Annotated in this window: 20 protein-coding genes and 2 pseudogenes; 11 read left to right on the top strand and 11 right to left on the bottom strand. The window is 71.8% G+C overall.

All coding sequences use genetic code 11. The features are described from left to right. Nucleotides 1-120: 120 nt before the first annotated feature. The 8 genes from AC07CM_RS19780 to AC07CM_RS19745 all read right to left on the bottom strand — a co-directional run bounded on the left by AC07CM_RS19780 (nt 121) and on the right by AC07CM_RS19745 (nt 8,212). Nucleotides 121-576 (bottom strand): hypothetical protein, encoded by a 456-nt coding sequence (locus tag AC07CM_RS19780; RefSeq protein ID WP_478877689.1) that lies wholly within the window; start codon nt 574-576, stop codon nt 121-123. Nucleotides 577-666: 90 nt separating this feature from the next. Beyond that, nucleotides 667-1,443: a polysaccharide lyase family 7 protein gene (locus tag AC07CM_RS19775; protein ID WP_478877688.1), complete on the bottom strand. Its 777-nt coding sequence runs from the start codon at nt 1,441-1,443 to the stop codon at nt 667-669. A 113-nt stretch (nt 1,444-1,556) separates the two neighbouring features. Next, nucleotides 1,557-2,765, bottom strand: a complete 1,209-nt coding sequence (locus AC07CM_RS19770) for a chitinase (RefSeq protein WP_478877687.1) — start codon at nt 2,763-2,765, stop codon at nt 1,557-1,559. A gap of 131 nt (nt 2,766-2,896) precedes the next feature. Beyond that, complete coding sequence (locus tag AC07CM_RS19765) at nt 2,897-5,539, bottom strand: glycoside hydrolase family 31 protein (RefSeq protein ID WP_478877686.1); 2,643 nt, start codon at nt 5,537-5,539, stop codon at nt 2,897-2,899. 208 nt (nt 5,540-5,747) lie between these two features. After that, nucleotides 5,748-6,176 (bottom strand): PaaI family thioesterase, encoded by a 429-nt coding sequence (locus tag AC07CM_RS19760; protein WP_478877685.1) that lies wholly within the window; start codon nt 6,174-6,176, stop codon nt 5,748-5,750. Nucleotides 6,177-6,249: 73 nt separating this feature from the next. Further along, complete coding sequence (locus AC07CM_RS19755; RefSeq protein ID WP_478877684.1) at nt 6,250-6,465, bottom strand: tautomerase family protein; 216 nt, start codon at nt 6,463-6,465, stop codon at nt 6,250-6,252. 26 nt (nt 6,466-6,491) lie between these two features. Further along, entirely contained in the window at nt 6,492-7,400 is a 909-nt protein-coding gene (locus AC07CM_RS19750) for an SDR family oxidoreductase (protein WP_478877683.1), read from the bottom strand. Between the two features lie 62 nt (nt 7,401-7,462). Next, nucleotides 7,463-8,212, bottom strand: a complete 750-nt coding sequence (locus AC07CM_RS19745; RefSeq protein WP_478877682.1) for an SDR family oxidoreductase — start codon at nt 8,210-8,212, stop codon at nt 7,463-7,465. A 141-nt stretch (nt 8,213-8,353) separates the two neighbouring features. Here AC07CM_RS19745 and AC07CM_RS19740 point away from each other — a divergent pair, with 141 nt between their 5' ends. Continuing rightward, nucleotides 8,354-9,223, top strand: a complete 870-nt coding sequence (locus AC07CM_RS19740; protein WP_478877681.1) for an MmyB family transcriptional regulator — start codon at nt 8,354-8,356, stop codon at nt 9,221-9,223. A 299-nt stretch (nt 9,224-9,522) separates the two neighbouring features. After that, the gene (locus AC07CM_RS19735) at nt 9,523-10,647 is read left to right on the top strand and encodes a GNAT family N-acetyltransferase (protein ID WP_478877680.1); all 1,125 of its coding nucleotides are present in this window, start codon (nt 9,523-9,525) and stop codon (nt 10,645-10,647) included. 34 nt (nt 10,648-10,681) lie between these two features. Here AC07CM_RS19735 and AC07CM_RS19730 read toward each other — a convergent pair. Further along, nucleotides 10,682-10,822, bottom strand: a pseudogene (locus tag AC07CM_RS19730) (cadmium resistance transporter); the annotation flags it as partial. A 268-nt stretch (nt 10,823-11,090) separates the two neighbouring features. On the opposite strand from AC07CM_RS19730, the gene AC07CM_RS19725 reads away from it, so the two are divergent. After that, the gene (locus tag AC07CM_RS19725) at nt 11,091-13,742 is read left to right on the top strand and encodes a WD40/YVTN/BNR-like repeat-containing protein (RefSeq protein WP_478877679.1); all 2,652 of its coding nucleotides are present in this window, start codon (nt 11,091-11,093) and stop codon (nt 13,740-13,742) included. Nucleotides 13,743-13,778: 36 nt separating this feature from the next. Here the strand turns inward: AC07CM_RS19725 and AC07CM_RS19720 are convergent, their stop codons facing one another. Next, nucleotides 13,779-14,036 carry an acetyl-CoA synthetase gene (locus AC07CM_RS19720; RefSeq protein WP_478877678.1) on the bottom strand — a complete coding sequence of 86 codons (258 nt, stop codon included), beginning with the start codon at nt 14,034-14,036 and terminating at the stop codon, nt 13,779-13,781. 52 nt (nt 14,037-14,088) lie between these two features. Between AC07CM_RS19720 and AC07CM_RS19715 the strand changes: the two genes are divergently transcribed. The 6 genes and pseudogenes from AC07CM_RS19715 to AC07CM_RS19690 form a co-directional block, all read left to right on the top strand. Beyond that, the gene (locus AC07CM_RS19715; protein ID WP_478877677.1) at nt 14,089-14,484 is read left to right on the top strand and encodes a hypothetical protein; all 396 of its coding nucleotides are present in this window, start codon (nt 14,089-14,091) and stop codon (nt 14,482-14,484) included. A gap of 59 nt (nt 14,485-14,543) precedes the next feature. Then, nucleotides 14,544-15,245: an SDR family oxidoreductase gene (locus tag AC07CM_RS19710; protein ID WP_478877676.1), complete on the top strand. Its 702-nt coding sequence runs from the start codon at nt 14,544-14,546 to the stop codon at nt 15,243-15,245. Nucleotides 15,246-15,396: 151 nt separating this feature from the next. Further along, nucleotides 15,397-16,563 (top strand): FAD-dependent oxidoreductase, encoded by a 1,167-nt coding sequence (locus AC07CM_RS19705; protein ID WP_478877675.1) that lies wholly within the window; start codon nt 15,397-15,399, stop codon nt 16,561-16,563. 114 nt (nt 16,564-16,677) lie between these two features. Then, complete coding sequence (locus tag AC07CM_RS19700; protein WP_478877674.1) at nt 16,678-18,486, top strand: RICIN domain-containing protein; 1,809 nt, start codon at nt 16,678-16,680, stop codon at nt 18,484-18,486. 48 nt (nt 18,487-18,534) lie between these two features. Further along, nucleotides 18,535-19,350, top strand: a complete 816-nt coding sequence (locus AC07CM_RS19695; protein WP_478877673.1) for an inositol monophosphatase family protein — start codon at nt 18,535-18,537, stop codon at nt 19,348-19,350. Nucleotides 19,351-19,638: 288 nt separating this feature from the next. After that, nucleotides 19,639-19,883 (top strand): annotated as a pseudogene (locus AC07CM_RS19690) (coagulation factor 5/8 type domain-containing protein); the annotation flags it as partial. 255 nt (nt 19,884-20,138) lie between these two features. On the opposite strand, the gene AC07CM_RS19685 reads toward AC07CM_RS19690, so the two are convergent. Beyond that, the gene (locus tag AC07CM_RS19685) at nt 20,139-20,279 is read right to left on the bottom strand and encodes a hypothetical protein (RefSeq protein WP_478877672.1); all 141 of its coding nucleotides are present in this window, start codon (nt 20,277-20,279) and stop codon (nt 20,139-20,141) included. Nucleotides 20,280-21,031: 752 nt separating this feature from the next. Here AC07CM_RS19685 and AC07CM_RS19680 point away from each other — a divergent pair. Continuing rightward, on the top strand, nt 21,032-23,311 hold the full coding sequence (locus tag AC07CM_RS19680) for a catalase (RefSeq protein ID WP_478877671.1): 2,280 nt from the start codon (nt 21,032-21,034) through the stop codon (nt 23,309-23,311). Nucleotides 23,312-23,404: 93 nt separating this feature from the next. Then, entirely contained in the window at nt 23,405-23,644 is a 240-nt protein-coding gene (locus AC07CM_RS19675) for a chaplin (RefSeq protein WP_478877670.1), read from the top strand. Nucleotides 23,645-23,768 lie beyond the last annotated feature (124 nt).

The following is a 23,768-nucleotide window of genomic DNA, read 5'->3' as shown; positions in this document are numbered from 1 at the left end:
GGTCCCCCAACCCTTGGTGGGGGGAAGAGGGGGGAGGGTTCCCCCAGCGCACCCAAAAAAAGGAACCCACCCACGACCCGCCGGGGTGGTGGTTCGCGCCCGGCGCGGTGTCGTGGGCGCTCAGTCCCAGAGCGGGTAGGTCATGACCTGGTGGAAGCCCTCTGGGCGGGCGCTGTCGTAGGTGAGGGTGATCCGGGTGAAGTGCTGCACGTCCGGGTGCTTCTTCCACGGCTGCGGGCGGTCCAGCCGCACGCTCACCCGGTACGAGTGGAAGCGGCCCGCCGCGCAGTACGGCTTGCAGTCGTTGACCAGGTTCACGCCCACGGCCTTCGCCTTGTCCGGGCCCCACTGCGTCCAGTGCAGCCCGGCGAGGCGGCTGTTGGCGTCTCCGCAGGCCAGAATGAAGTCCGTCGGGCGGATGTCGCGGTTCCACAGGCAGTCGACCAGCACGGGCTGTGTGGGCTCGGCCCGCGTGGCCGAGGCGGGCGGCGGACTGGCCGAGGCCGTCGACATGGCCGCTGTGAGCAGGGCTCCCGCCGCAAGGGTGACCGCTGTTCCCACCACTGATCCGCGCATGGCCGCTCCCGCCGTTGTGCTGTGTCGGACCGCACATCGACGCTACGACCGTCCGCCGAAATGCACCAATCGCGCAGGTCGCGCGGCGTGTCAGCCGTGCGAGACGGTCAGCCCGTAGAACGCGACCCGGGCCCCCTTGGTGGTGCTGTCCGAGGAGGACTGGTTGTAGGAGCCGGCCTTGAAGTACTGCTTGTAGGGCTTGAAGGAGGACGGGATGGCGTAGCGGGTGGTGGAGCCGTCGACGGTCAGTTCGATGGTGTTGCCGCCGGACACGGCGATGGTGTAGCTCCAGGTCCTGCCGACCGCCACATGGCCCACGGAGTGCGGGGTCTGGCCGCCTGACGGCGAGTTCTCGGTGCCGAGCACGATGTCGCCGTTCGCGCGGTAATACAGCTCAAGCAGCGGCTTGGTGGAGGAGCCGCCGGAGCCGAGGTGGATCTGCCCCACGCACACGTTCTTGGTCACCGACACGACCCGCAGGGTCGCGCTCATCCGGTGGGAACCGCCGAGCGCCCAGTCGGCGGCGCTGCCGTTGCGGTTCATCTCCCGCAGTTCGGAACGGGCGTAGTTCGAGTTCGGCGTGGTGACGCCCTTCTCGGGTGCCCAGAAGGTCATCGCGCCGTCGCGGGTGTCGGTGTAGAAGTACGCGTCCTGGTAGCCGTTCGCGCCCTGCAGCCGGGACGAGGGGATGGTGGTCGGCGAGCCGGGGGAGCCCACGGGCTCCTGGAGCTGCCATACGGACAGGTCGAAGTTGCCGCCCGGCGCGACATGCGGGTCGGCCGCGTCGGCGCTGCCGCCGCCGAGGGCGGTGAGCGCGAGGGCGAGGCCCGCGGCGGTCGTCGCCGCGAGGAGCTGATGCCGGTTCATGTGGGGGGCCCTTCATCGGACCGGGATGCGTTCAGCATGATGAACGCTGAACGCATCCTTGGTCGTTCGGTGACCCGTGAAGCTAAAGGTCTGAACCAGACACGTCAAGAGGTTCAGCAGGCTCCCTCGTCCTGCCAGGGCCCCCACTCCGAGGCGCCGGGCGCCTCGTTCTGGGTCCACCACTTGGCCTTCCAGTTGTGCTTGTTGTACGACACCTCGTTCCCCGCCGTGTACACCGCGGTCGAACTCCAGGCGGTCTTGCAGGAGGTGGGCGTCGGGGTCGGGGTCGGGGTGGGCGTGGTGGTCGGCGGTGTGACCCCGGCGAACTTCACCGAGTACTTGGCGAAGTCCCAGGAGTTCTGGGCCACGCTGGAGCAGGTGCCCGACGTGCGGCCGCCGTTGTCGGCCGGCGTGCACTGACGGTCGCGGTTCAGGGACCAGAACGTGAACCGGTCCATGTTGTGGCTCGTGGCGTAGTCCAGGACGGTCTGGAAGTCGGCCTGCGTGAAGTACTCGCCGGTGTCGCTGCGGCCGTTCATGCCGGAGAAGCCCTCGTGGGCGTAGGCGGTCGCCTGGTCCCAGCCGAACGTGGACTGCAGGATCGAGTTGAAGTTGGTCAGCGCGCCGGTCTGGCTCGCCGCGCCGTTGAAGCCGCCGTCGAACGGCATGATGGAGAAGTTGTTCGGGGTGAACCCCTGCGACTTGGCCTCCAGCAGCATCTGCTTGCCGAACCATCCGGTGCCGTCCGCCGTGCCGGCCGTGGTCACGGACACGTAGAGGCCCGGGTTGTTCTGCTGGAGGATCTTCGCCGCGCCGATCTCGTTCTTGATCGCCGCGGTGTTCTCGTACTCCGGCTCCTCCAGGTCGAAGTCGATGGCGTGCAGCCCGTACTTGGTGATGACCTGCTGGTACGCCGCCGCGGTGGAGGCCGCGTCGGAGCAGGTCTGGCCGAGCTTGGTGCCGCCGTATCCGCCGATGGAGATCGAGACGTCACCGCCCTTGGCGCGGATGGTGTCGATCACCGACTGGACGGCGGTGTCCGAGGAGACGGGCGCAGTACCGCCCCATGTGGGGGAGCAGCCGCCGCCGTTGGGGGCGAGGACGAAGGCCAGCTGGAAGGCCTTCAGGCCGGTGGCGTCCATGATGGCGGCCGGGTCCGGCGGGTCGTTGTCCAGCGGCATCAGGTAGGGAGCGGCGGCGTACCAGCGGTTGCTGAGCGCGCTGGTGGCGCCCGAGGCGTTGCTCGCGACCAGTGCGGTCGTGCCCGCGGCGGCGAGCGTGACGGCCGCCGCCGCGCCCAGACATGCCCGAAGACGTCTCACTGCGTGCCTCCAGAGGGTGGGGTGGGGGAAGGGCCCCGGAGCGGGGAGCCCCACCCCCTGGGAGGTGTTGCGGTCACGTCAATGAGTTGGACTAGACCAACTTGCTCTTTGGACTAGACCATACGATCTCTTTACCTCCCGTCGACCAGTCGCACGGTGAATCCCCGGTCCAGTGACCGGCTCGGCGTCGTGACGGTCGTGACATGCGCTCCGGTGTCGTACGACCAGGCGGCTCGGGGGAGTTGACGTCCGTTCAGGAGCACCTGGGCCGGTGCGGAGTCGCCGTGCACCGTGAACCGGTACGTCCGCGCGTCCGCCTTCCCCGCGTAGTCGCCCCTGCTCGCGCCGACCGTCACGGCCGTCCCCTCGGCGTCGGCGCGCACCGACACCAGCTGGGTGGCGGCGGCACCCTTTGCGAAGTCGCGGGTCACGCCGTCGTCCTCGTACAGCGTGTAGTGGCTCGTGCCGCGGGCGGCCGGGTACAGGTCCCAGTCCAGCTCGTGCCGGTCACGGGTCTGCCAACTCGTCGTGCCCTGGGGCCACATGGGGACGATCGCACCCTCGCGCACGAACAGCGGGAGCGTGTCCAGCGGGGCGTGGTAGCCGTTCAGGGTGGTGGGACCGTGATACGTGCGGCCGGTCCAGTAGTCGGTCCAGGTGCCCTTCGGCAGGTAGATGCCGTCGCGGGTGTCGGAGTCCTGGTAGACCGGGGCGACGAGGAAGTCGGGGCCCGACAGGAACTCGTACTTGGCCTGCTCGCCCAGGGTGTTGGCATCCTCCGGGTACTCCAGCCACAGCGGACGCACCGCACCCACACCGGTCTTCGCCGCCTGGGCTGACAGGGTGTACATGTACGGCAGCAGCCGCTCCTTCAGCTGCAGGTACTTGCGGTTGATCGATGTGTACGGCTCCCCGTCCAGCCAGGGCTGCTGATCGGCGGGCTTGCCCGTGGTGATGTCACTCGCCCAGCCGTCCATGGTCATGATGGCCGGCAGGAACGCCTTCCACTGCAGGTCGCGGGCGTACATCTTGGCGTCGTGGCGGTAGATGCTGCCCACGTCACCGGTGTTGTAGGCGATGCCGGACAGGGTCGCGCCGGCGTAGGTCGGGATCTGCCAGCGGATGTAGTCCCAGGACAGCTTCTGGTCGCCGGACCACAGCACCCCGCACCGCTGGGCGCCCGCCCAGGACACCGGCAGCCACACGAAGCCCCGGGCGTCGCTGTTGTCCTCGATCCCCTTCTTCGCCGCGTCGCAGGCGTCCAGCGCGAACTTGTAGCCGTTGCCGACCCAGGCCACGTCCAGCTTGGCCACCCGCTGACCCGCCTTGACCTGGTCGGCGAGCTTGTCGATGCCGTCCTGGGTCCACAGGCCGAGCTGTGCGTGATGGCCCTGCAGGCCCTTGGCGGTCTGCTCGAGGTTCTCGTACCCGCAGCCGTAGCCGTCGTTGACCAGCATCCAGCCGAGCGGCATCTGGTTGTCGGTGTATCCGTCGGCGACCTTCAGGGCGTCCAGGGTGTGCCGCTCGCCCCGGTTGGCGTTGTGCAGATAGCAGTCCGAGTCGCCGGGTTCGAGGCCGTAGACCGGCGGCATGAAGGGTCTGCCCACCAAGCCGGTGTACTCGCCGATGACCTGCTTGGCGTCGCCGAGGAAGTAGTAGGCGTCCAGGCGGCGTTCCTGCTGTCCGGTGGTGACCGGTGAGCCGAAGGTGTACACGCCCGGCGCGAAGGTGTTGCGGAAGACGCCGTAGCCCGCGCTGGAGAGGTAGAACGGCTGGGAGTTGTTGTAGCCGCCCTCGTTCCAGTCGAAGCTGTTGGCCACGTACATCGTCCGCCCGCGGTGCGAGAAGCCGCCGTTCTGCTCGCCGCCGCCGAAGAACTGCTCGTCCGCTCCGCGCGCGAGGCTCTGCCGCATCCCGCCGGTGGACCAGCGCAGCGGCTTGTCCTCCTGCCAGATCCGGGTGCGGTTGTCGGGCCGGTACAGCCCGAACCGCAGCGGCTTCTTGTACACGCGCAGGACCGCCTCGGGGGAGCGGACGCCGTAGTAGTCGCCCGCGTCGAAGGACGAGGTGTGCCGCCGGCGCGCGGGCTCCCGGCGCACGATGGCCGTGCCCGCGGGGTCGCTCAGCGCACCCGACGGGTCGGCCTGGAGCCGCAGCCGGCCGCCGGTCAGGAAGTCGGCCCGGGCCTTCAGCCGGCCCGCCTCGATCGTGTAGCTGCCGTGACCGCCCGAGAAGGAGGTGAGGTCGCCGGCGTCGGTGGTCGCGGGCAGGTACGCGGTGCCCGTGAAGGAGTTGTCGTGCACGTCGTAGGGCACGACCACCACGTGGTACGTCCCCGACGCCCGCGGGATCACCGTGGCCTCGGGGTCGGCGGTGCCGGCGCTGGAGGCCACCTGCTTGCCGTGGTCGTCGTAGACGTAGAGGTCGAAGTCGTCGGACGGCTTCTCCCACTTGACCGACAGCGGGACACCGCCCTCGGGGTTGTCGTCCCAGTAGCCGTCCGGCACCGAGACGGTCAGGTCGAAGCGGTCGCAGACCTTGTCGTCCGGGTCGTCGGAGGCGGCGGGGCAGCTCTCGGTGCCGCCGCCGGTGCCCTTGGCGTACACCGGGCTCTGCCAACTCACGCTGCTGTGCGCGGAGTCGAGAACGGCGTCGGCCGCCGTGGGGGCGGCCTCGGCGGGCCCGGGGGCCGCCAGCACGGTCCCGGCCAGGGCGGTCGCCAGCCCCAGCGGAACCCAGGCCGGCCACGGCACACGGTGTCGGAGTCTTCGCACGGCCAAACAGCTCCCATCGCACCATCGCGGACTGACTGTTCTTGCGCTTGTGCTCGGAAGCGCTCGAAACAAGCTTCAATCGAGCAACTTCACGCATGAAGACTCGAGGCCGGTGCAGGTTCATGTCAATACCGCGGTGCGGATCACGGCCCGGGCACGACGAAGGCCGGCCCCCTCGGGACGGGGCCGGTCTTCGGCTCGGTGATGCTCAGTCGGCGTTCTTCCTGAGCACGATCTGCGTCTGCGTCGTCTGCCCGACCAGCCGGTCCCGGTCGTCACGCAGGTCGGTCTGCACGACGAGGAGGGTGCCGCCCAGGTGCAGCGGCCGGGCCGTCGCACGGACCCGCCCGGTGGTGACCGCCCGCAGGAAGTTGGTCTTGGACTCCACCGTGGAGGTGCCGGAGGCTCCCTCGGGCAGGTTGAGGTAGGCGCACACGGCGCCGACACTGTCCGCCAGCGCCATCAGCGCTCCGCCGTGCAGGGCGCCGCCCGCCGTGCAGACGTCCGGTGACCAGCCCAGGCTGCCGACGGTCCGCTCGGCCGTGGCCTCGTGCAACTCGATGCCCAGCCCGGCCGCGAACGGCATCGTGGCCAGCAGGTCGGCGGGCTTCGGGACGACCGGTTCGGACAGGGACATGGCGTACCGCCTTTCGTGGGTGCCGTGGTGCGGACGGTGATCCACTGTGGTGCCACCGCGCGGGTCGCGCCAGTCAGTCCTCGGACGACTCCTCGATCATGGCGAGGGTCAGCACGCCGCCCCCGATGCCCCAGCCGCCGTCGGCGACCTCCTCGACCAGGACCAGGGTGGTGGCGCGGGCGCGCTCGCCGTAGATCTCGGCGTACAGCTCGGTGGTGCGGGTGACGATCAGTTCCTTCCGCTTCTCGTCCAGGCTTCCCGCGGGGACCTTGAAATTCGCGAACGGCATGATGGTTCTCCTGAGGTGAGGGGGTGTCAGAGGGAGCTGTTCGCGGTGAGCAGGTCCTCGAGTCCGGCCCGGCGGAAGAAGTCGACGCGGATGCGGTCGGCGACCGCGGAGACGACCTCGCTTCCGTCACGGCTGGGGTCGACGTGGGTGCGCAGCGGCCGGCGTCCGGCGGGCAGGTCCACGAGGCGTACGACCGCCTCGGCGACCTCGGCCACGTCCGCGTCCGGCGGGACCAGTGCCGCGAGCCGCTTGTCGAGACCGGCGAGGAGGGTGCCGTAGCGCTCGTCGTAGGCGGCGGCACGGTCGCTGTCGGCGGGCGTGCCCGCGTGCGCGAAGTGGTTGGTGCCCGAGGTGAACGCGCCGGGAACGACGATGGCGGTGTCGACGCCGAACCGGACCAGCTCGGCGGCGTAACTGACCGCCAGCGCGTCCATCGCGGCCTTCGCGGCGAAGTACGGCGCGAGGAAGGGCGGGCAGCCGCCCCGGGTGCTGGAGCTGCCGATCCACACCAGCAGGCCCTCGCCCCGCTCCCGCAGACGGGGCAGCGCGGCCCGGTTGACGCGCTGGGTGCCGAGCACGTTGACGTCGTACAGCTCCGCCAGCTGCTCCGGGGTGAAGGCCTCGGCGGGCCCGGTGACCATGTGGCCCGCGTTGTGCACCAGTACGTCCAGGCGACCCTCGGCGGCCAGCACCTCGACGACGGCCGCGTCGGCGGAGTCCTGGGAGGTGACGTCGAGTTCGACCGCGTGCAGGGCGACGTCGTGCTCGGCCGCGTACCGGTCGAGGTCCGCCACGGCCGCCGCGTTGCGGGTGGCCGTGTGCCGGATGCCCGCGTAGACGGTGTGGCCGGCATCGGCGAGCGCGCGCACGGTCAGCGCGCCGAATCCGCTGGAGGCGCCGGTGACCAGGACGGTCCGGGGAGTGTCGGTAGGCATGGTTCCTCGCAGGGAGAGGGAGGGGTGAAGAAGGTGAGGAGGGTGAAGGGGGTGACGGATGGTCAGACGATGCCGCCGTTGGCGCGCACGACCTGGCCGTTGACCCAGTGGCCGGCCGGGGACGCCAGGAAGGCCACCACCTCGGCGATGTCGGCGGGCGTGCCGAGCCGCTCCAGCGGGGGCTGGGCGGCCAGCTTGGCGACGGTCTCCTCGTCCTTGCCGTCCAGGAACAGACCGGTGGCCGTCGGTCCGGGAGCGACGGCGTTCACGGTGACGTCCCGGCCGCGCAGCTCGCGGGCCAGCACCATGGTCAGCGCCTCCACCGCGCCCTTGCTCGCGCTGTAGGCGCCGTACGTGGGGAAGGACAGGCCCACCACGGAGGTGGAGAAGCCGACGAACGCCCCGCCCCGACGCAGGGTCCGGGCCGCCTGCCGGGCGACGACGAACGTGCCGCGGATGTTGGTGCTGTGCATGGCGTCCAGCTCCGCCAGGTCCAGCTCGGCGATCGGCGCGAGGTACATCCGGCCGGCCGCGTGGACCACTACGTCGACTCCGCCGAACTCGGCGGCGGCGGTCTCGAACAACTCGGCGACCTGCGCCTCGTCGGCGACGTCGGCCCGGACGGCGACGGCGCGGCCGCCGGCCGCGACGACGTCCTTGACGGCGGCCGCGGCGAGGTCGCGGCTGCCCGCGTACCCGACCACCACGGCGTATCCGTCGGCGGCGAGCCGGTTCACCGTCTCCCGGCCGATGCCGCGCGAGCCACCGGTGACGACGGCGACGCGGGGAGCTGCGCTTTCCTGCGTGGACATGGGGACTCCCGGATGCTGGAGGGGGTTGACTCCTGCTTGCGTTCCCAGCCTGGGCCGCCGTCCGGACGCCAGCCACGGCTCGGCTCACCCTGGGGTCGGCAACCCCTGGCTCCGTGCCCTCACAGGAGTGACCATGGGGGCGTGAACCACTCGGAACTCGCCGCATTCCTGAAGTCCCGCCGCGACCGGGTCCGCCCGGCCGACGCAGGCCTGCCCGCAGGTCCCCGCCGCCGGGTGCCGGGCCTGCGGCGCGAGGAGGTCGCCCAGCTGGCCGGGCTCTCCGCGGACTACTACACCGAGCTGGAACGCGGGCGCGGCGCCCAGCCCTCCGCGCAGGTCCTGGCCGCCCTCGCCCGTGCGCTCCGGCTGAACGGCGACGAACGCGACCACCTCTTCCACCTGGCCGACCGTCCCGTGCCCACCGCCCACAGCACCGCCGCACATGCCCAGCCCGCCCTGCTCGGCCTGCTGGACCGGCTCACCACCACCCCGGCCCAGATCATCAACGACCTGCACGAGACCCTCGCGCAGAACCCCCTCGCCGCGGCGCTGCTCGGCCCGCCCCCACCCACCCGGGCACCCGAGGCGAGCTTCGTCTACCGCTGGTTCACCGACCCCGGCGCCCGTGCCCTCTACCCCGCCGAGGACCACCCGCACCACTCCCGGGTCTTCGTCGCCGACCTGCAGGCGGTCGCCGCCCGGCGCGCCAAGGACGCCGAGGTCACCCGGATGGTCGCCGCGCTGCGCCGCCGCAGCGAGGAGTTCGCCGGTCTCTGGGAGCAGCGGGACGTGGCCCTGCGCCGCACCGACCACAAGCGGATCGTCCATCCCGCGCTCGGCGTCATCGAGCTGGACTGCCACAACCTGTTCAGCGAGGACGGCCGCCAGCGCCTGCTGTGGTTCAGTGCCCCGCCCGGCACCGAGGGCGCCGCCCAGCTGGAGCTGCTGTCGGTGATCGGCACGCAGGACCTGACACCGGGCGCGGACCGCTCGGAGCACCGGCCGGGCTGAGGGCCGGGGGGCGTGCGGTTCACGCCGTGCGTCCTGACTCGTCACCGATGTCCGCAGACCCATGGCGGACCATCCGTCGCCTGAGGCACCCTTGACAGTGTGCGTACTGATTCGCGACGTTTGAGCATCGGCGCGCACGGCGAGGATCCGAAGTCAGCAGAGATGGCAGGACGCGCCCGGCGCGTCATGGGGGGAGCGGTCGCCCATGCGATCCATGAGCCATGGTCCACACGCCTCACCGGCCTGTGCCGCACGCGGCACGTCCTGGGTGTCGCCGGCGGAGGGGCGGTCGAACTGAGGTGGAGATCACCATCCACAGACCCGGTGACCTGACCTCCGCCCTGCGCGGGGCCTGGCACCGGGCGATGGACGAGTCGCCCGAGTACGCGAACCCGTTCCTGGCACCGGAGTTCACGATCGGGGTCGGCCGCCATCGGGCGGGGGCGCGGGTGGCGGTCCTGCGGGAGGCCGGCGAACCGGTCGGATTCTTCCCGTACGAGCGGGGGCCCTTCGGCACCGGCCGGGCCATCGGCCTCGGCCTGTCCGACTGCCAGGCCCTGGTGCACCGGCCCGGAGTCACCTGGGACGCCGGGCAACTGCTGCGCGCCTGCGGGCTCAGCATCTTCGAGTTCGACCATCTCGTGCAGGAGCAGCGGCCGTTCGCTCCACACGTCACCGGCACCTTCGCCTCCCCGGTGATCGACGTGAAGCCCGGCGACGGCACCTACGCCGAGTGGCTGCGCGGCACCTACCCGGGCCTGGCCAAGACGACGCTGAAGAAGGAACGCCGGCTCGGGCGGGACATCGGCGGGCTGCGGTTCGAGTTCGACGAACGGGACCCGCGGGTCCTGCGCACGCTCATGGGGTGGAAGTCCGCCCAGTACCGCCGGACGGGACGGATGGACCGGTTCTCGCGGCCCTGGATCGTGGACCTCGTGGACCACCTCTTCCATGTCCGCGAGGAGCACTTCACCGGCGTGCTCTCCGTGCTCTACGCCGGGGACCGGCCGGTCGCCGCCCACTTCGGGCCCCGCTCCAGTACGGTCCTGGCGGCCTGGTTCACCGCGTACGACCCCGAACTGCACTACTACTCGCCCGGGTTGATGATGCACCTGAGGACCGCCGAGGCGGCCGCCCGGCACGGGGTGACCCTGGTCGACCTGGGGCGCGGCGACAAGGAGTACAAGGACTGGCTCAAGACCCGTGAACTGCGGGTGGGGGAGGGTTTCGCCGCCCGGGCCCACCCCGTGGCCGCGGCGCAACGGCTGTGGCGCAGGCCGGTGCGCGGCCTGCGGAACACGGTCCTGGCCCATCCCCGGCTGCGCGAGCCCGCCGACCGGCTGCTGAAGACGGTGGGCCATCTGCGCACCCAGGGGCGGGCGGCCGCCGCTGCAGCCCGAACACACCGCCCTCGATCAGAATGAGGAGGCCGAGGGCGATCAGCACCAGGGGCGGCAGGACGTGCCCCCGGCGGCTGAGCGCCCCGGCGACCAGCGGGCAGGGGGCGAGGTACCGGCCCACGGCACGCCACACCGCCACCAGAGCCAGGAACACGACGGCGTACCCGCTCGTCGCGCCCACCCCGGCGGTGGCGAACACCGGTACGTAGAGACCGAGGTCGTCACCGCCGTTGGCGAAGGTGACGGCGGCCACCTCCAGGGCACCGGGCCCGCCGTGCCCCGCGCCTTCGCCGTCGCGCCGTCCTGGCCGCCGCCCCCCTCCCGGGTTCCGCCGGAAAATCGCGGGTCCCGACCGGTGGTTACTGGCAGGTTCTCGTCAAAACTTCGCCAAGCGGCGGACGTTTCTGCGTCCGCGTGGTCGGGTCTCCTGCGTCGGCAGTGTCGATGACCTTCTGGGAGGTTCCCCGGTGTCCGTGCCAACCCGCAGAAGACGGTGGTTCGCCGTCTGTGCGCTCACCGCGTCCGCCGCACTCGTCGCGATACCCCCGTCCGCTGCCTCCGGCCGCGGCGGTGTCGGTCCCTTCGGGGTCCGTACGCTCGGCCAACTCGCCAAGGAACGGCAGCAGTCGGTGGGCACCGTCTCCCCGTCGTCCCCGCATCTGCAGGCCGATGACGACGACGGCAACGAGGCGGACGAGATCGCCGAGGGCGCCGACCAGTACGCCGAGGCCCGCACCTCACCCGGTGTCGTCGCACCGGGCGCGTACGGCGCCGCCTGGCGCGGCCTGCAGAAGCTCCCGGCTACCAAGGGCGGTTGGCGCAACCTCACCGACCTGCCGTACGACTCCGACGACCCGCGCTACCGCGACATCGACTCCAACTCCAGCGGCGGATCGGGCAATGTCACCGGTCGCATGGCCGCCGTCGCGGCCGACGACGACGGTTACGTCTACGCGGGCAGCGCCGGCGGCGGAGTCTGGCGCTCGCACCATGGCGGCGGCCACTGGCAGCCCATCAGCGACCGGTTGCCCGCACAGTCCACCGGCGCCCTCGCCCTCGACGGAGCCGGCCGGCTGTGGCTCGGCACCGGCGAGGCCACGACCAACGCGGACGCCTACCTCGGCAGTGGCGTCTACGTCCTCACCCACCCGCACCACGGCACCTTCTCCGTGCGCAGCCGGGTCGGCGGCGACGAGCTGGACAGCACCACCATCCACGAACTGCGCTTCGGCGGCGGCAAGGTGTGGGCGGCCACCAGCGAGGGCGTGTGGAGCCACTCCACGAAGAAGCCGAGCGGCCCCTGGAAGCTGGAGTTCGCGCCCAACCCCGACTTCCTGCCCGGCGGTTCGCGGGCCGACGACCCGGAAGCGCCGTACAAGAACATCGCCAACGACATCGCCATCGACCCCAAGGACCCCTCCAAGGTGGTGCTCGCGGTCGGCTGGCGCAGCGGCGACGACTACAACGGCTTCTACACCAGGACGGGCGGCACCTGGACGCGGATCACCAGCGGTCTCGGTGACCTGCCGACCGACGCGGACGGCGTCGGCAACGTCACCTTCGCCCGCTCTTCCGACGGCTCCCGCTACTACGCCATCGACCAGTCCCCGGAGCAGCTCAACACCAACCCGGACAGCGGCCTGGAGGGCATCTTCGTCTCCAGGTCCGGCTCGCCGACCGGACCCTGGACGAAGATCGCCGACTACAAGGGCCTGGCCGCCGACAACTCGGCGCTGACCTCGCCCGGTTACATGCCGGGCGTCCAGGCCTGGTACAACCAGTTCCTCACCGTCGACCCGAGCGACCCGCGGCACGTGTACGCCGGTCTCGAGGAGGTCTACGAGACCAAGGACGGCGGCGGCACCTGGTCCACCGTCGGACCGTACTGGAACTTCGGCTTCTCCTGCTGGAGCATCGACCCGGCCGAGCAGTCCGGCGACTGCAACCAGACCACCCACTCCGACCAGCACGGCGTGGCGATCGGCCGTTACCGCGGCCGGAGCTTCGTCTACGTCGGCAACGACGGCGGCATGTACAAGCGCCCGGTGAACGGCTCCCAGGACGCCTCCGGCCACGCCACCGACTGGACCTCCCTCAACGACGGCACCATCGACACCCTGCAGTACTACTCCGTCGGCATCGGCAAGGACCTCGACCACGGCGGCCTGTCCGTCACGGGCGGCCTGCAGGACAACGGGCAGTCCGTCCTGCGGAGCAACGACAAGGTGATGGGCTCCAACTTCGGCGGTGACGGCGGCGACACCCTCACCGATCCCGCCAACGGCTGCAACATCGCCGAGGAGTACGTCTACCTCGCCGTCCAGGTCACCCAGAACTGCGCCGTCAACGACGGCAGCTGGACCACCGACCCGGGCAAGGCCACCTCCTACGGTGTCGCCCCGCCCGACAACGCCACCGGCGAGGCCCGTTTCATCGCCCCGCTCGCGGCCGACCAGACGGACGCCGCCACCTGGATCGCCGGCGGCCGCCACATCTGGGTGCAGACCCATGGCTACGCCATCCGCAGCGGCTCCGAGTGGACCAGCGTGCACGACTTCGGCGCCGGGCGTGTCGCGACCGCCGTCGCGGCCTCCGGCGGCAAGATCTACGCCGCCTGGTGCGGGCCCTGCAACAACCAGGGCTTCGCCCGCGGCATCGCCGTCGGCAACGCGGACGGCACCGGCTGGCACGACATCAGCCTGCCGGTCGACGGGACCGTGCCGAACCGCTACCTCAGTGGCTTCGCCGTCGACCCGAAGAACGCCGACCACGTCTTCCTCGCGGTCAACGGCTTCTCCCGGCACTGGACCGAGGGTCCGGGCGCGGGCGTCGGCCATGTCTTCGAGTCCACGGACGGCGGCACCACCTGGAAGGACATCTCGGCCAACCTTCCCGACGTGCCGACGAACTCCGCGCTGGTGACGGCGAACGGCGGCCTCGCCGTCGCCACCGACCTCGGCGTCGTCTACCGCGCGCCCGGCCGTACGACGTGGCAGCGAGTCGGCAGCCTCCCGGCCGTCGCCGTCCTCCAGCTCAAGACGGGCCCCGACGGCGGCACCCTGTACGCGGCCACCCACGGCCGAGGCATCTACGCCGTCAAGCTGCGCACACTCGGCTGAGCGGCCTCGCACCAGGGGGAGGGGTGGCCCGCCGGGTCACCCCTCCCGCGCGTACGGCACCACGGCCACGTCCAGCGTGAAGGCGGCGCGCGCCGCACCCGCCACGTCCGGTGCCTTGGCCGAGACGGCGACCTCGGCGGCACCGCCCCGGGTGCCCGCGCAGCGCAGGGTGGCGTGGGCGGTGCCGTCGGTGTCCAGGCGCCAGCCGGCCGGGACGACGAGGGCCGGGGCCGAACTGCGCACGCCCGTCCACCGCTTGTCGTCCACGCGCGGGCGCAGCAGGAGGGTCACCACGGTCCCGGGCCGTACGCACAGCCGGTGACCGACCGGGCCGCCGGGGGAGACGGTGACCTCCGCCCGTCCGGCGGTGCACTTCCCCGACGACGCGGAGGGCGAGGCGGACGTCGGGGAGGGGGAGCGCGTCGACGGCGACGACCGGGACGAGGGCTGTGACGGCTCCGCACCCGCACCCCCGCTCTCGGACGGTCCCGCACCCGAACCCCGGCTGTCCGACGGCCCCGCGCTCCCGCCCGCCGGCCCACCGCACCCCGCCAGCAGCGCGACCACCGCTGCGGCCACCCATCCGCCGGTCCACCCTCGCATGCCCGCGCCTCCCGGTTCGACGTACGCCTCCCAGGATGCCCCGCCCTCCGCCGCCCGGATCCCGGACGACGCGCGCGCCGGGCCGGGTGCCTGCCTCGCGATTGTCGTGATCTCTCCAAGCCGACCTCGCCTTGAGTGAGGAAACCGATCGGTTTACGATGGTGGAAACCGGTCGGTTTCATTCGCCTGGAGGCTTCCATGACCGCACTGAAGAACTCCGTCGTCCTCGTCACCGGAGGCAGCCGGGGTATCGGAAAGGCCCTGGTCGAGGAGGTGTACCGGCGGGGGGCCCGGAAGGTGTACGCCACCGCGCGCGACCCGCGGACCATCACCCACCCCGACGTCGTCGCGCTGCCCCTGGAGGTCACCGACCCCGGCTCGGTGGCGACCCTCGCCGAGCAGGCGCAGGACGTGACCGTGCTGATCAACAACGCCGGCATCGCGACCGGCGCCCGGGTGCTCGGCTCGCCGCTGGAGGACATCCGCCGCGAGTTCGAGATCAACTACTACGGCCCGCTGCTGCTGACCCGCGCCTTCGTCCCGGTCATCGAGCGCAACGGCGGCGGCCACATCCTGAACGTCCACTCCGCCCTGTCCTGGGCCGCCGACGGCAGCAGCTACAGCTCCACCAAGGCCGCCCTGTGGTCGCAGACCAACAGCCTGCGCCTGGAGCTGCGGCCCCGCGGCATCGACGTGACGGGTCTTCACATGGCCTACGTCGACACCGACATGACGTCCGGAATCGACGCCCCGAAGGCGAACGCGCACGACATCGCCGTGGCCGCCCTCGACGGCGTCGAGTCCGGGGCGCACGAGGTCCTCGGCGACGACACCACCCGCTGGGTCAAGTCGGTGCTCTCGCAGGACCTCGCGTCCATGTACCCGCAGCTCGCCGGCTGAGCCCGGCGTCCGGGGCCCGGGACCGGCGTGCACGCCAGGACGTGCTCCGTCGCCGCGACCGAATGTGGTGCCCCGGCTTGCCCGCCCCGCCGTCCATGGCGTACCTGTGCCACCGGCCGAAGTACCGGAACGGGACGGTGGGGTGGAACCGATGGCACGCATCCTGGTGATCGGAGGCGGCATCGCGGGCACGGCGGTGGCGCTGGGCCTGCACAAGGCCGGACACGACGTGGCCGTCTTCGAGGCGCATCCCGACACCGCCGAGGACATCGGCGCCTTCCTGACCCTGGCGAGCAACGGCATGCGCGCGCTGGCCCAGCTCGACGCCACGGACGCCGTCACGGCCGTCGGTTTTCCGCTGACTTCCCTGCGCCTGCTGGACAGCCGGGGCACCGAGGTGGCGCACGCACCCCTCGGTGCCGCGGACGACCCGGACCTGCGCTACCGCTGTCTGCGGCGCGGTGAGCTGAACACGGCCCTGCAGGCCGAAGCGGTCCGCCGCGCGATCCCCCTGCGGCACGGCGCCCACCTGGTGTCCGTGACGGAGGGCCCGGGCGGCGTCACGGCACACTTCGCCGACGGCGGCACCGCCACCGGCGACCTGCTGATCGGCGCCGACGGCCTGAACTCGGCCGTGCGCCGGCACATCGTCGCGCCCACGGCACAGCCTCTCTACGCGGGCCAGCGCGTCTTCTACGGCCACTCGGACCACGCTCCCGCCACCGAGGACACCGGCACCATCACCATGGTGCGCGGCAGCGCGTCCGCGTTCGGGTACGCGGTCTCGCCGGCGGGCCGGACGTACTGGTTCGCCCGCGTCGCCGGCGACCAGCTGCCCGCCGGGCGGCCCGGGCGGGGCACGGCCGCCGACCCCCACGCCGAGCTGCTCCCGCTGCTGCGCCAGGACACCACCCCCGCCGCGGACATCGTCGCGGCCCGCTCCGACCGGGTCATGGTCATCAACGCCACCGAGATGCCGCTGGGCACCCCCTGGCACGCAGGCCGCGTCCTGCTCATCGGTGACGCGGCCCACGCGGCCTCACCAGCCACCGGACAAGGCGCCTCCATGGCCCTCGAGGACGCCGTCGTCCTTGCCAAGGCGCTGCGCGACACCCCCGATCCACAGGCCGCGTTCGCCCTGTACGAGCACCACCGCCGCCCGCGCGTCGAGCACAACATCACCGTCAGCGGCGGCATCTCCCGGGGCACCCACACCTCTTCGCGCGCCCCCTCCGGCCGGCAGCAGGAGGACGACGCGCTGACCGGGCAGCTGACCTGGGAGATCCGCCTGCCCGCGGCCGCCGACGCGGAGAGCTGAGCGGGGGCGCCGCCGCGAAAGTGCAAGAGGCGGAGCAAGGGAGTCCATTGCCGGGGCAAACCGCCGGGCCGGATCGTTCCGGTGCAACCGGCCCTTCGGCAACAAGGAGCACCCGTGCGACTCTTGAGCAGAGCAGGCGGCGCCCTGGCCGCGGCCGCCGCCCTGGCCCTGGGCGGCGGCTCACCGGCCCCCGCCGCCGCGCCCCCGGCCGCCGACTCGACCTACAGCGTGACCGTCGGGACACCGGTGCCGTTCACCCATCCCACGGACACCCCCGCCAGCCCGTACACCGACAAGGACGGCACCTTCCACTACCAGCAGTCCGCCGCCCTCTACGGAGCCGGGGACCCGCGGGTCTGGGACTTCTACACCGGCAGGGACTTCGACACCGCCACCTTCGACAGGACCCTCAGCACGGCGGTGAACCCGGCCAACCCGGCCGACCGCAACGACGACACCACCTGGCGCTGCAACAACAGCCCGACCGGACGCGAGGCGACGTACGCACCGAGCGGCTCGGGCTACGCCCAGAAGAACTACTGCGACCTGTCGGGGGTGTGGGTCGACCCCGACACCGGTGACTGGTACGGCCTGGTGCACAACGAGTTCACCCCGCGGCCCTTCGGCGACGGTCTGCACTACGACGCCGTCGACTACGCCGTCTCCACCGACCAGGGCCGCACCTGGTCCATCAAGGACCACGTCATCACGTCCCCGTACAGCACCGCGCGCGCGGACGCGACGGCCTTCCCGAACCAGACGTACCACTACGGCGACGGCGATCAGCGCCTTTTCGTCGACACCGCCTCCGGCTACTTCTACGTCTACTACGGCTCCCGGATCGTGGACAAGAACGGCGGCTGGAAGGCCTTCTACGAGCATGTGGCCCGCGCCCCGATCTCCGCGAAGATGGCACCGGGTTCCTGGCGCAAGTGGTACGACGGCTCCTGGACCCAGCCAGGCACCGGCGGCCGGGAGAGCAACATCGTGCCCGTCGACGCCGGCCACCCCACCGGCTACACGCCCGTCTCGGGCGAGTACGACCCGAGGAACAGCGGCACCGCGGCCGAGCAGATCGCGGCCGGCACGATGCCCCCGACCTCGCCGCTGTTCGTCATGAACATCGCCTACGACGCCCACCTCGGCCTGTACATCGGTGAACCGCAGGCCGTCGACCAGAGCGGCGACTCACCGCAGTACTTCTACGCCACCGACGATCTCGCCTCCCAGAAGTGGCGGCTCATCGGCGACACCGGCGGCTACACGAACGCCTCCTGGTACCGCTGGTTCCTCGACGGCGCCGGCCGGACCGGCTCCGCCGTCGTCGGCCGGACCTTCCGCTCCTACTGCTCCTTCGGCTGCTCCCACGACTCCTCCGGCGAGTACGTCGACGTCACCATCGACGCCGCCCGGCCCGTCACCCCTCCGGTGGACACCGCCCGCCGCTACCGCATCACCGCCGCCACGGGCCGGGTCCTCACCCAGAGCGCCGGCGGCACCGCCACGACCTCCCTCGCGGCCCCCACCGGTTCCGCCCGTCAGTCGTGGACCTTCGCACCGACCGGCGACGGCGCCTTCACCGTGACCAACGCCGCCAGTGGCCGCCTGCTGGGCGTCAACTCCGGTTCCGTGAAGGGCCGTGCCTGGGGCGCCAGGCCGACCGTCGGCACGGCACCGGCCGGCGGCCCCACCGTCGGCCGGCAGTGGTTCCTGCTCCGGAACACCTCCGGCGACGGCGGCTACCGTCTCGTCAACCGCTACAGCGGCCTCGTCCTCGCCCTCTCCGGGGTCTCCGGACGGCAGGCCGAGACCACTGCGCCCCGCAACTGGACCGACATCAGCGGAAGTTCGGTGGGCGGCGGCCGCAGCGCCGACGAGCAGACCCTGACCCTCACCCCGACCGGAAAGGCCCACGGGCGGTGACCGACTCCGGGCCCGCCCCCCGGCGGGCCCGGAACCTATGCTGCTCGCATGCCGATCACCAACGGGGAGTCCGACGGCCAACTGGCCCTGCGGGCCGCACAGGAGGGCGCGAGGGTCGTGCGCGCGATGTACGGGGGATCCCTCGCCCGCTTCGAGAAGTCCGCCGGCGACTTCGCGACGGCGGCCGACCTCGCCGCGGAGAAGGCCATCGTCGAGGTACTGCGCGAGGCGCGCCCCGAGGACGCCGTCACGGGGGAGGAGAGCGGCAGCACCGGCGCCGAGGCGGCGCGCCGCCGCTGGCTGGTCGACCCGCTGTGCGGCACCCTCAACTACGCGGTGCGCACTATGCTGGTGGGGGTGAACGTGGCCCTGCGGGCGGACGGGGAGATCACGGCGGCCTCGACGGCCGACCCGTTCGGCGGCGAGGTGTTCTGGACGGACGGGCACCGGGCCAGGGTCCGGCACGAGGACGGGGACGAGGAGCTGGCGCCCTCGCCGGACTCCCGGCTGGTGGACGTCAACCTCGATCCGCCGTTCCCCAACGCCCCCGGCTTCCGGGCGGTCCGGCTCCTGGCCGACCCGGGCTTCGTAGGACGGTTCCGGCCCCGGGTGGTCTCCAGCACCCTCGCGGTCGCCTGGGTGGCCGCCGGGCGCCGCGCCGCCTACGTCACCGACGGCGACCTGCGCGACAGCGTGCACTTCTCGGCCGGGATCGCCCTGTGCCGGGCCGCCGGCTGCACGGTCACCGGTATCGACGGCCGTCCGCTGCACACCGGCGCGGGCGGACTCGTCGTGGCCGCCGACGCGGACACGCACGCGGCCCTGCTGGACATGGTCAAGGGGCAGTCCGCGCAGGCAGGTTGAAAGTTTCAGGGATTCGGCTTCCGAAGGCTTGCCGCACGTTTGGCTCACCATTTAAGCCAAAACGTGAACTGAGCCGAGTGGTCGGTTGGTCGACCCCACAGCCACAGGGAGCCGCATGAGACCGAGATCCCTCGGCGTCGCGCCGGCCGTCGCGGCCGCGCCGATCGCCCTGCCCACCACCCACCCACCGGCCGCCGTAGCCGAAGTGCCCCTGTCCCAGGGGAAGTCGGCCACCGCGTCGTCCGAGGAGAACTACGGCACCACCGCCACGCCGGCCGTCGACGGCGACACCAGGTCGCCGACTCGGTCACCGCGCACGAGGCGTGGGGCCTGGGCAGCTACTGCAACTGCACGGCCGATCCGACGATCGCGCAGGCCCACGGCTTCCAGGTGCCGACCGGGCCGGGCATCAGGATGCACGACCTGCTGGTGATCTCCCTCGGCGGAAACGGCCAGTACGCGCATGTCGTCGACGACACGGTGCACCGACCTCGGGGACCAGTACGAGCCCGTCCAAGGTGGCGTCGTTCCCGTGGCCCCGTCCGTCCCCGTCCGCCCGGGACGGAGCACCCCGTCCGGGGACGGACGGCTCGACCGCCCGCGGGCCGCCGACGAGCGGTCGCGGGGCGGTCAGGCCCCGACGCGGTGCCGGTCCCGGGCACGGGCACGGGCACGCAGGCCCGCGTCCCGCAGCACGTCGACGGCCGTGCAGGCCAGTGCCTCCACCACGGCCTCCAGAACCCGGCGGCCGTGATGGAGGCCGCCGCCGCGGCGAGGAGCGGGCGGAGTCAGGGTGATCCCGGCGCGGGTCGGACGACCGGCGAAGTGCCCGGGTCCGTGTGCAGGGCCGCGGCCACGGCCCACAGCGCGTCGGCGCGGTGGGCGACCTCGTCACATACCTGGCGGTACGGCATCTCCGGGCTGGACACCTCGGCCTCCTGCGGGTCGGCGGGCGACTCCCATGCCGGGTCCGGGTTCCACCGAACGGGCTCTCCGACACCGGCCCCCCGTGCGTTTGGCGTGCACGGCGAGTGCAACACGGTCGGTGCGGCACCGGGTGGGTGGCTCGGACACCTGCCGGATCAGCGCCTCCATCACCCATCCGGACGACGACGAGACCGAGAAGGTCCTCGTTGGCTGCCTGCGCTCGCTGGTGGAGAGCGCCGACTCGGTCGAACGGCGGTCCGCGGTCCACCTCCCGGGGCCCGGGGCGCTGGAGCTGGAACAGGCCGTCCTGCCCCGTGAGGCATCGGAACCGTCGGGGTCGTGGCACGCCGCTGACCGGGGGTACCCGAACTGCGCGGTCCGGGCGCAGCGCCTAGGGTGGCGTGTGCGGGCGCGGGTGCCGGCCCGCTTCCGGGTCAAGAAACCGGCCCTCCTGCGACCCCACCCTCGGCAGGGGGCGGTTGACCCCGCCCGCTGGTCCCCGGGTCCGGATGATCACGTCCGAAGGGCCGGTCGCACCGCCAAGGAGCCGTGCGTCGGCCCGACTTCACCCACCGGGAATTGTCTTTGGATCCCCGGTTTCGGACGCCACGGCCCGGGGACCTCGGTGTGAGGGCCATGTTTGATGTTTTCGCAGGATATGTGCGCATCGTGGCGTATGCCGGTTTCCGTGTACCGGACACCCTGCTTCGCCCCTTCCGGGCCCGCCCCCATGACCAGCGAAGGAATGCTTCTGATGAGCGAGACCAACCCCCTCGAGCAAGCGGCGGACAAAGTGGCGAGCGCGCTGCAGGGTGAGGGCAAGGGCCCGGAGGATGGCATCCCGGGGAAGCCGGGCCCCGAGTCGCCGCCGGTGGCGGAGCCGACCGAGGCCCGCGAGCCGCTGCCTCCGAAGCCCGACCAGACCGGCCCGGACACCGTCTCGCCGACCGGCCGGCCCACCGGCGCCGACCAGGCGCGGATGGCACAGAGCGGCAGCTGGCTGACCAACGCCCAGGGCACCCGGCTGTACGACACCGACCACTCGCTGAAGGCAGGCCCCCGCGGCCCGGTGCTCCTGCAGGACCACCATCTGCGGGAGAAGGTGATGCACTTCGACCACGAACGCATCCCCGAGCGCGTGGTCCACGCCCGCGGCGCCGGAGCGCACGGTGTCTTCCGCAGCTACGGCTCGGCGGCGAACGTGACGAAGGCGGCCTTCCTCGCCGAGGACGTCGAGACCCCGGTCTTCGTGCGCTTCTCCACCGTCCTCGGCTCCCGCGGCTCCTCGGACACGGTCCGCGACACCCGGGGCTTCGCGACGAAGTTCTACACCAGCGAGGGCGTCTTCGACCTGGTCGGCAACAACATCCCGGTGTTCTTCATCCAGGACGCGATCAAGTTCCCGGACGTCATCCACGCCGGCAAGCCGCACCCGGACCGGGAGATCCCGCAGGCCCAGAGCGCCCACGACACCTTCTGGGACTTCGTCACCCTGCACACCGAGGCCACCCACCACACCCTGTGGAACATGTCCGACCGGGCCATCCCGCGTTCCTTCCGGACGATGGAGGGCTTCGGCGTCCACACCTTCCGGCTGGTCAACGCCGCCGGAAAGACGACCCTGGTGAAGTTCCACTGGAAGCCGAAGCTGGGCGTGCACTCCCTGGTGTGGGAAGAGGCCCAGATCGTCAACGGCGTCGACCCCGACTTCCACCGCCGGGACCTCGCCGACGCCATCGAGGCGGGTGCCTACCCGCAGTGGGAGTTCGGCATCCAGACCTTCCCCGACACCCCCGAGCAGACCTTCGAGGGCATCGACCTGCTGGACCCGACGAACATCGTCCCCGAGGAACTGGCGCCCGTGCAGCCGCTCGGGCTGCTCACCCTCAACCGCAACCCCTCCAACTTCTTCGCCGAGACCGAGCAGGTCGCCTTCCACCCCGGCCACCTCGTCCCCGGCATCGACATCACCGACGACCCGCTGCTCGCCGGGCGGCTCTTCTCCTATCTGGACACCCAGATCACCCGTCTGGCCGGTCCCAACTTCGCGCAGATCCCGATCAACCGGCCGCACGCGCCGGTCAACGACATGCTGCGCGACGGCTTCCACCAGGCGGCCGTGCACCGCGGCGTGGCTCCCTACCGGCCCAACTCCCTCGACGGCGGCTGCCCGTTCACCGCGGGCGCCGACCCGGGCGCCTACGTCGAGACGCCCGTGCGGGTGCCGGAGGCGAGCAAGGTCCGGGAGGCACCCGAGACGTTCGACGACCACTTCAGCCAGCCCCGCCGGTTCTGGCTGAGCATGAGCCCCGTGGAGCGCGAGCACATCATCGGCGCCTACTCCTTCGAACTCGCCAAGTGCTACGAACAGGCCATCCGCGAGCGGGCGTTGCAGGTCCTCGCCAACATCGACCCGGAGCTGTGCGCGGGCGTCGCCGCCGGACTCGGACTGCCCGCGCCCGAGCCGACCGTGCCCCTCGCCGACGTCGAGCCGAGCCCCGCCCTCTCCCAGGTCGGCCACTCCTGGCCCACCTACGGCCGGATCGTCGGCATCGTCACCGGCCCCGACGGAGACCTCGACGGCGTACGCGCCGTGCGCCAGGAGGTGCTGGACAGCGGTATGGTCCCGCTCGTCGTCGCACCGGCCGGCGGCACCCTCGGCGACGGCACGGAGGCCCTCGCCGTCCAGCGGACCTACGCCACCGCACGCTCGGTGGAGTTCGACGCCCTGCTGGTGGCCGGGACGCCCGGGGTCGGCACCGACGCCTACGGCGCCCGTGACGCCAAGGCGGGACGGCCCGCGACCCGACAGGGCACCCCCGACCCCCGGGTGGGACTGCTGCTGGCGGAGGCGTACCGGCACGGCAAGGCCATCGGGGCGGCCAAGGGCGGCGAGGTCGCACTGGAGGCGGCCGGGATCCCGCTCGACGCCCCCGGTGTGGTCGCCGGCGACGGGGCAACCACCGTGCTGCAGCAGCTCGCCCAGCTGCTGGGCTCGCACCGGGTCTGGGAACGGTTCCCCGCGACCACCTGATCGGAGGAGTCCCGGACGGCGTACCAGGACGGGCGGCCGACGCGCCTCGCCGGTGTGATGGAAGGGTCCCTACGTCTACCAGTGAGGCAACTCATGCGTATGCGCAGCTTTGTTACCACGGGAGTCCTGGCGGGTGCCCTCGCCCTCGCGGGCACGACGGCCGCCCACGCGGCCGACCCGACCCCGGTCGGCGTCGCCACCGACAGCCCGGGCGTCGTGTCGGGCAACGTCGTCCAGGTCCCGGTCGACCTCGGCCTGAACCTGTGCGGCGACAGCATCGACATCATCGGGCTGCTGAACCCGGCCGCCGGCAACTCCTGTACCTCGAAGTGAAGCCGTCCCGTGGGGCGGGCCCCCCCCCCGGGGGGGGGGTACGGGGGGGTTTGGGGGGGCTGTTTTCGGGGTAGGGGAAGAGAAAAACCTTCGCTTTGTTTTGTGGTGTGTTGCTGCCGCTTTC

It is taken from the genome of Streptomyces sp. NPDC044061 (assembly GCF_056434305.1).
This window is presented reverse-complemented; position numbering and strand designations above follow the sequence as displayed.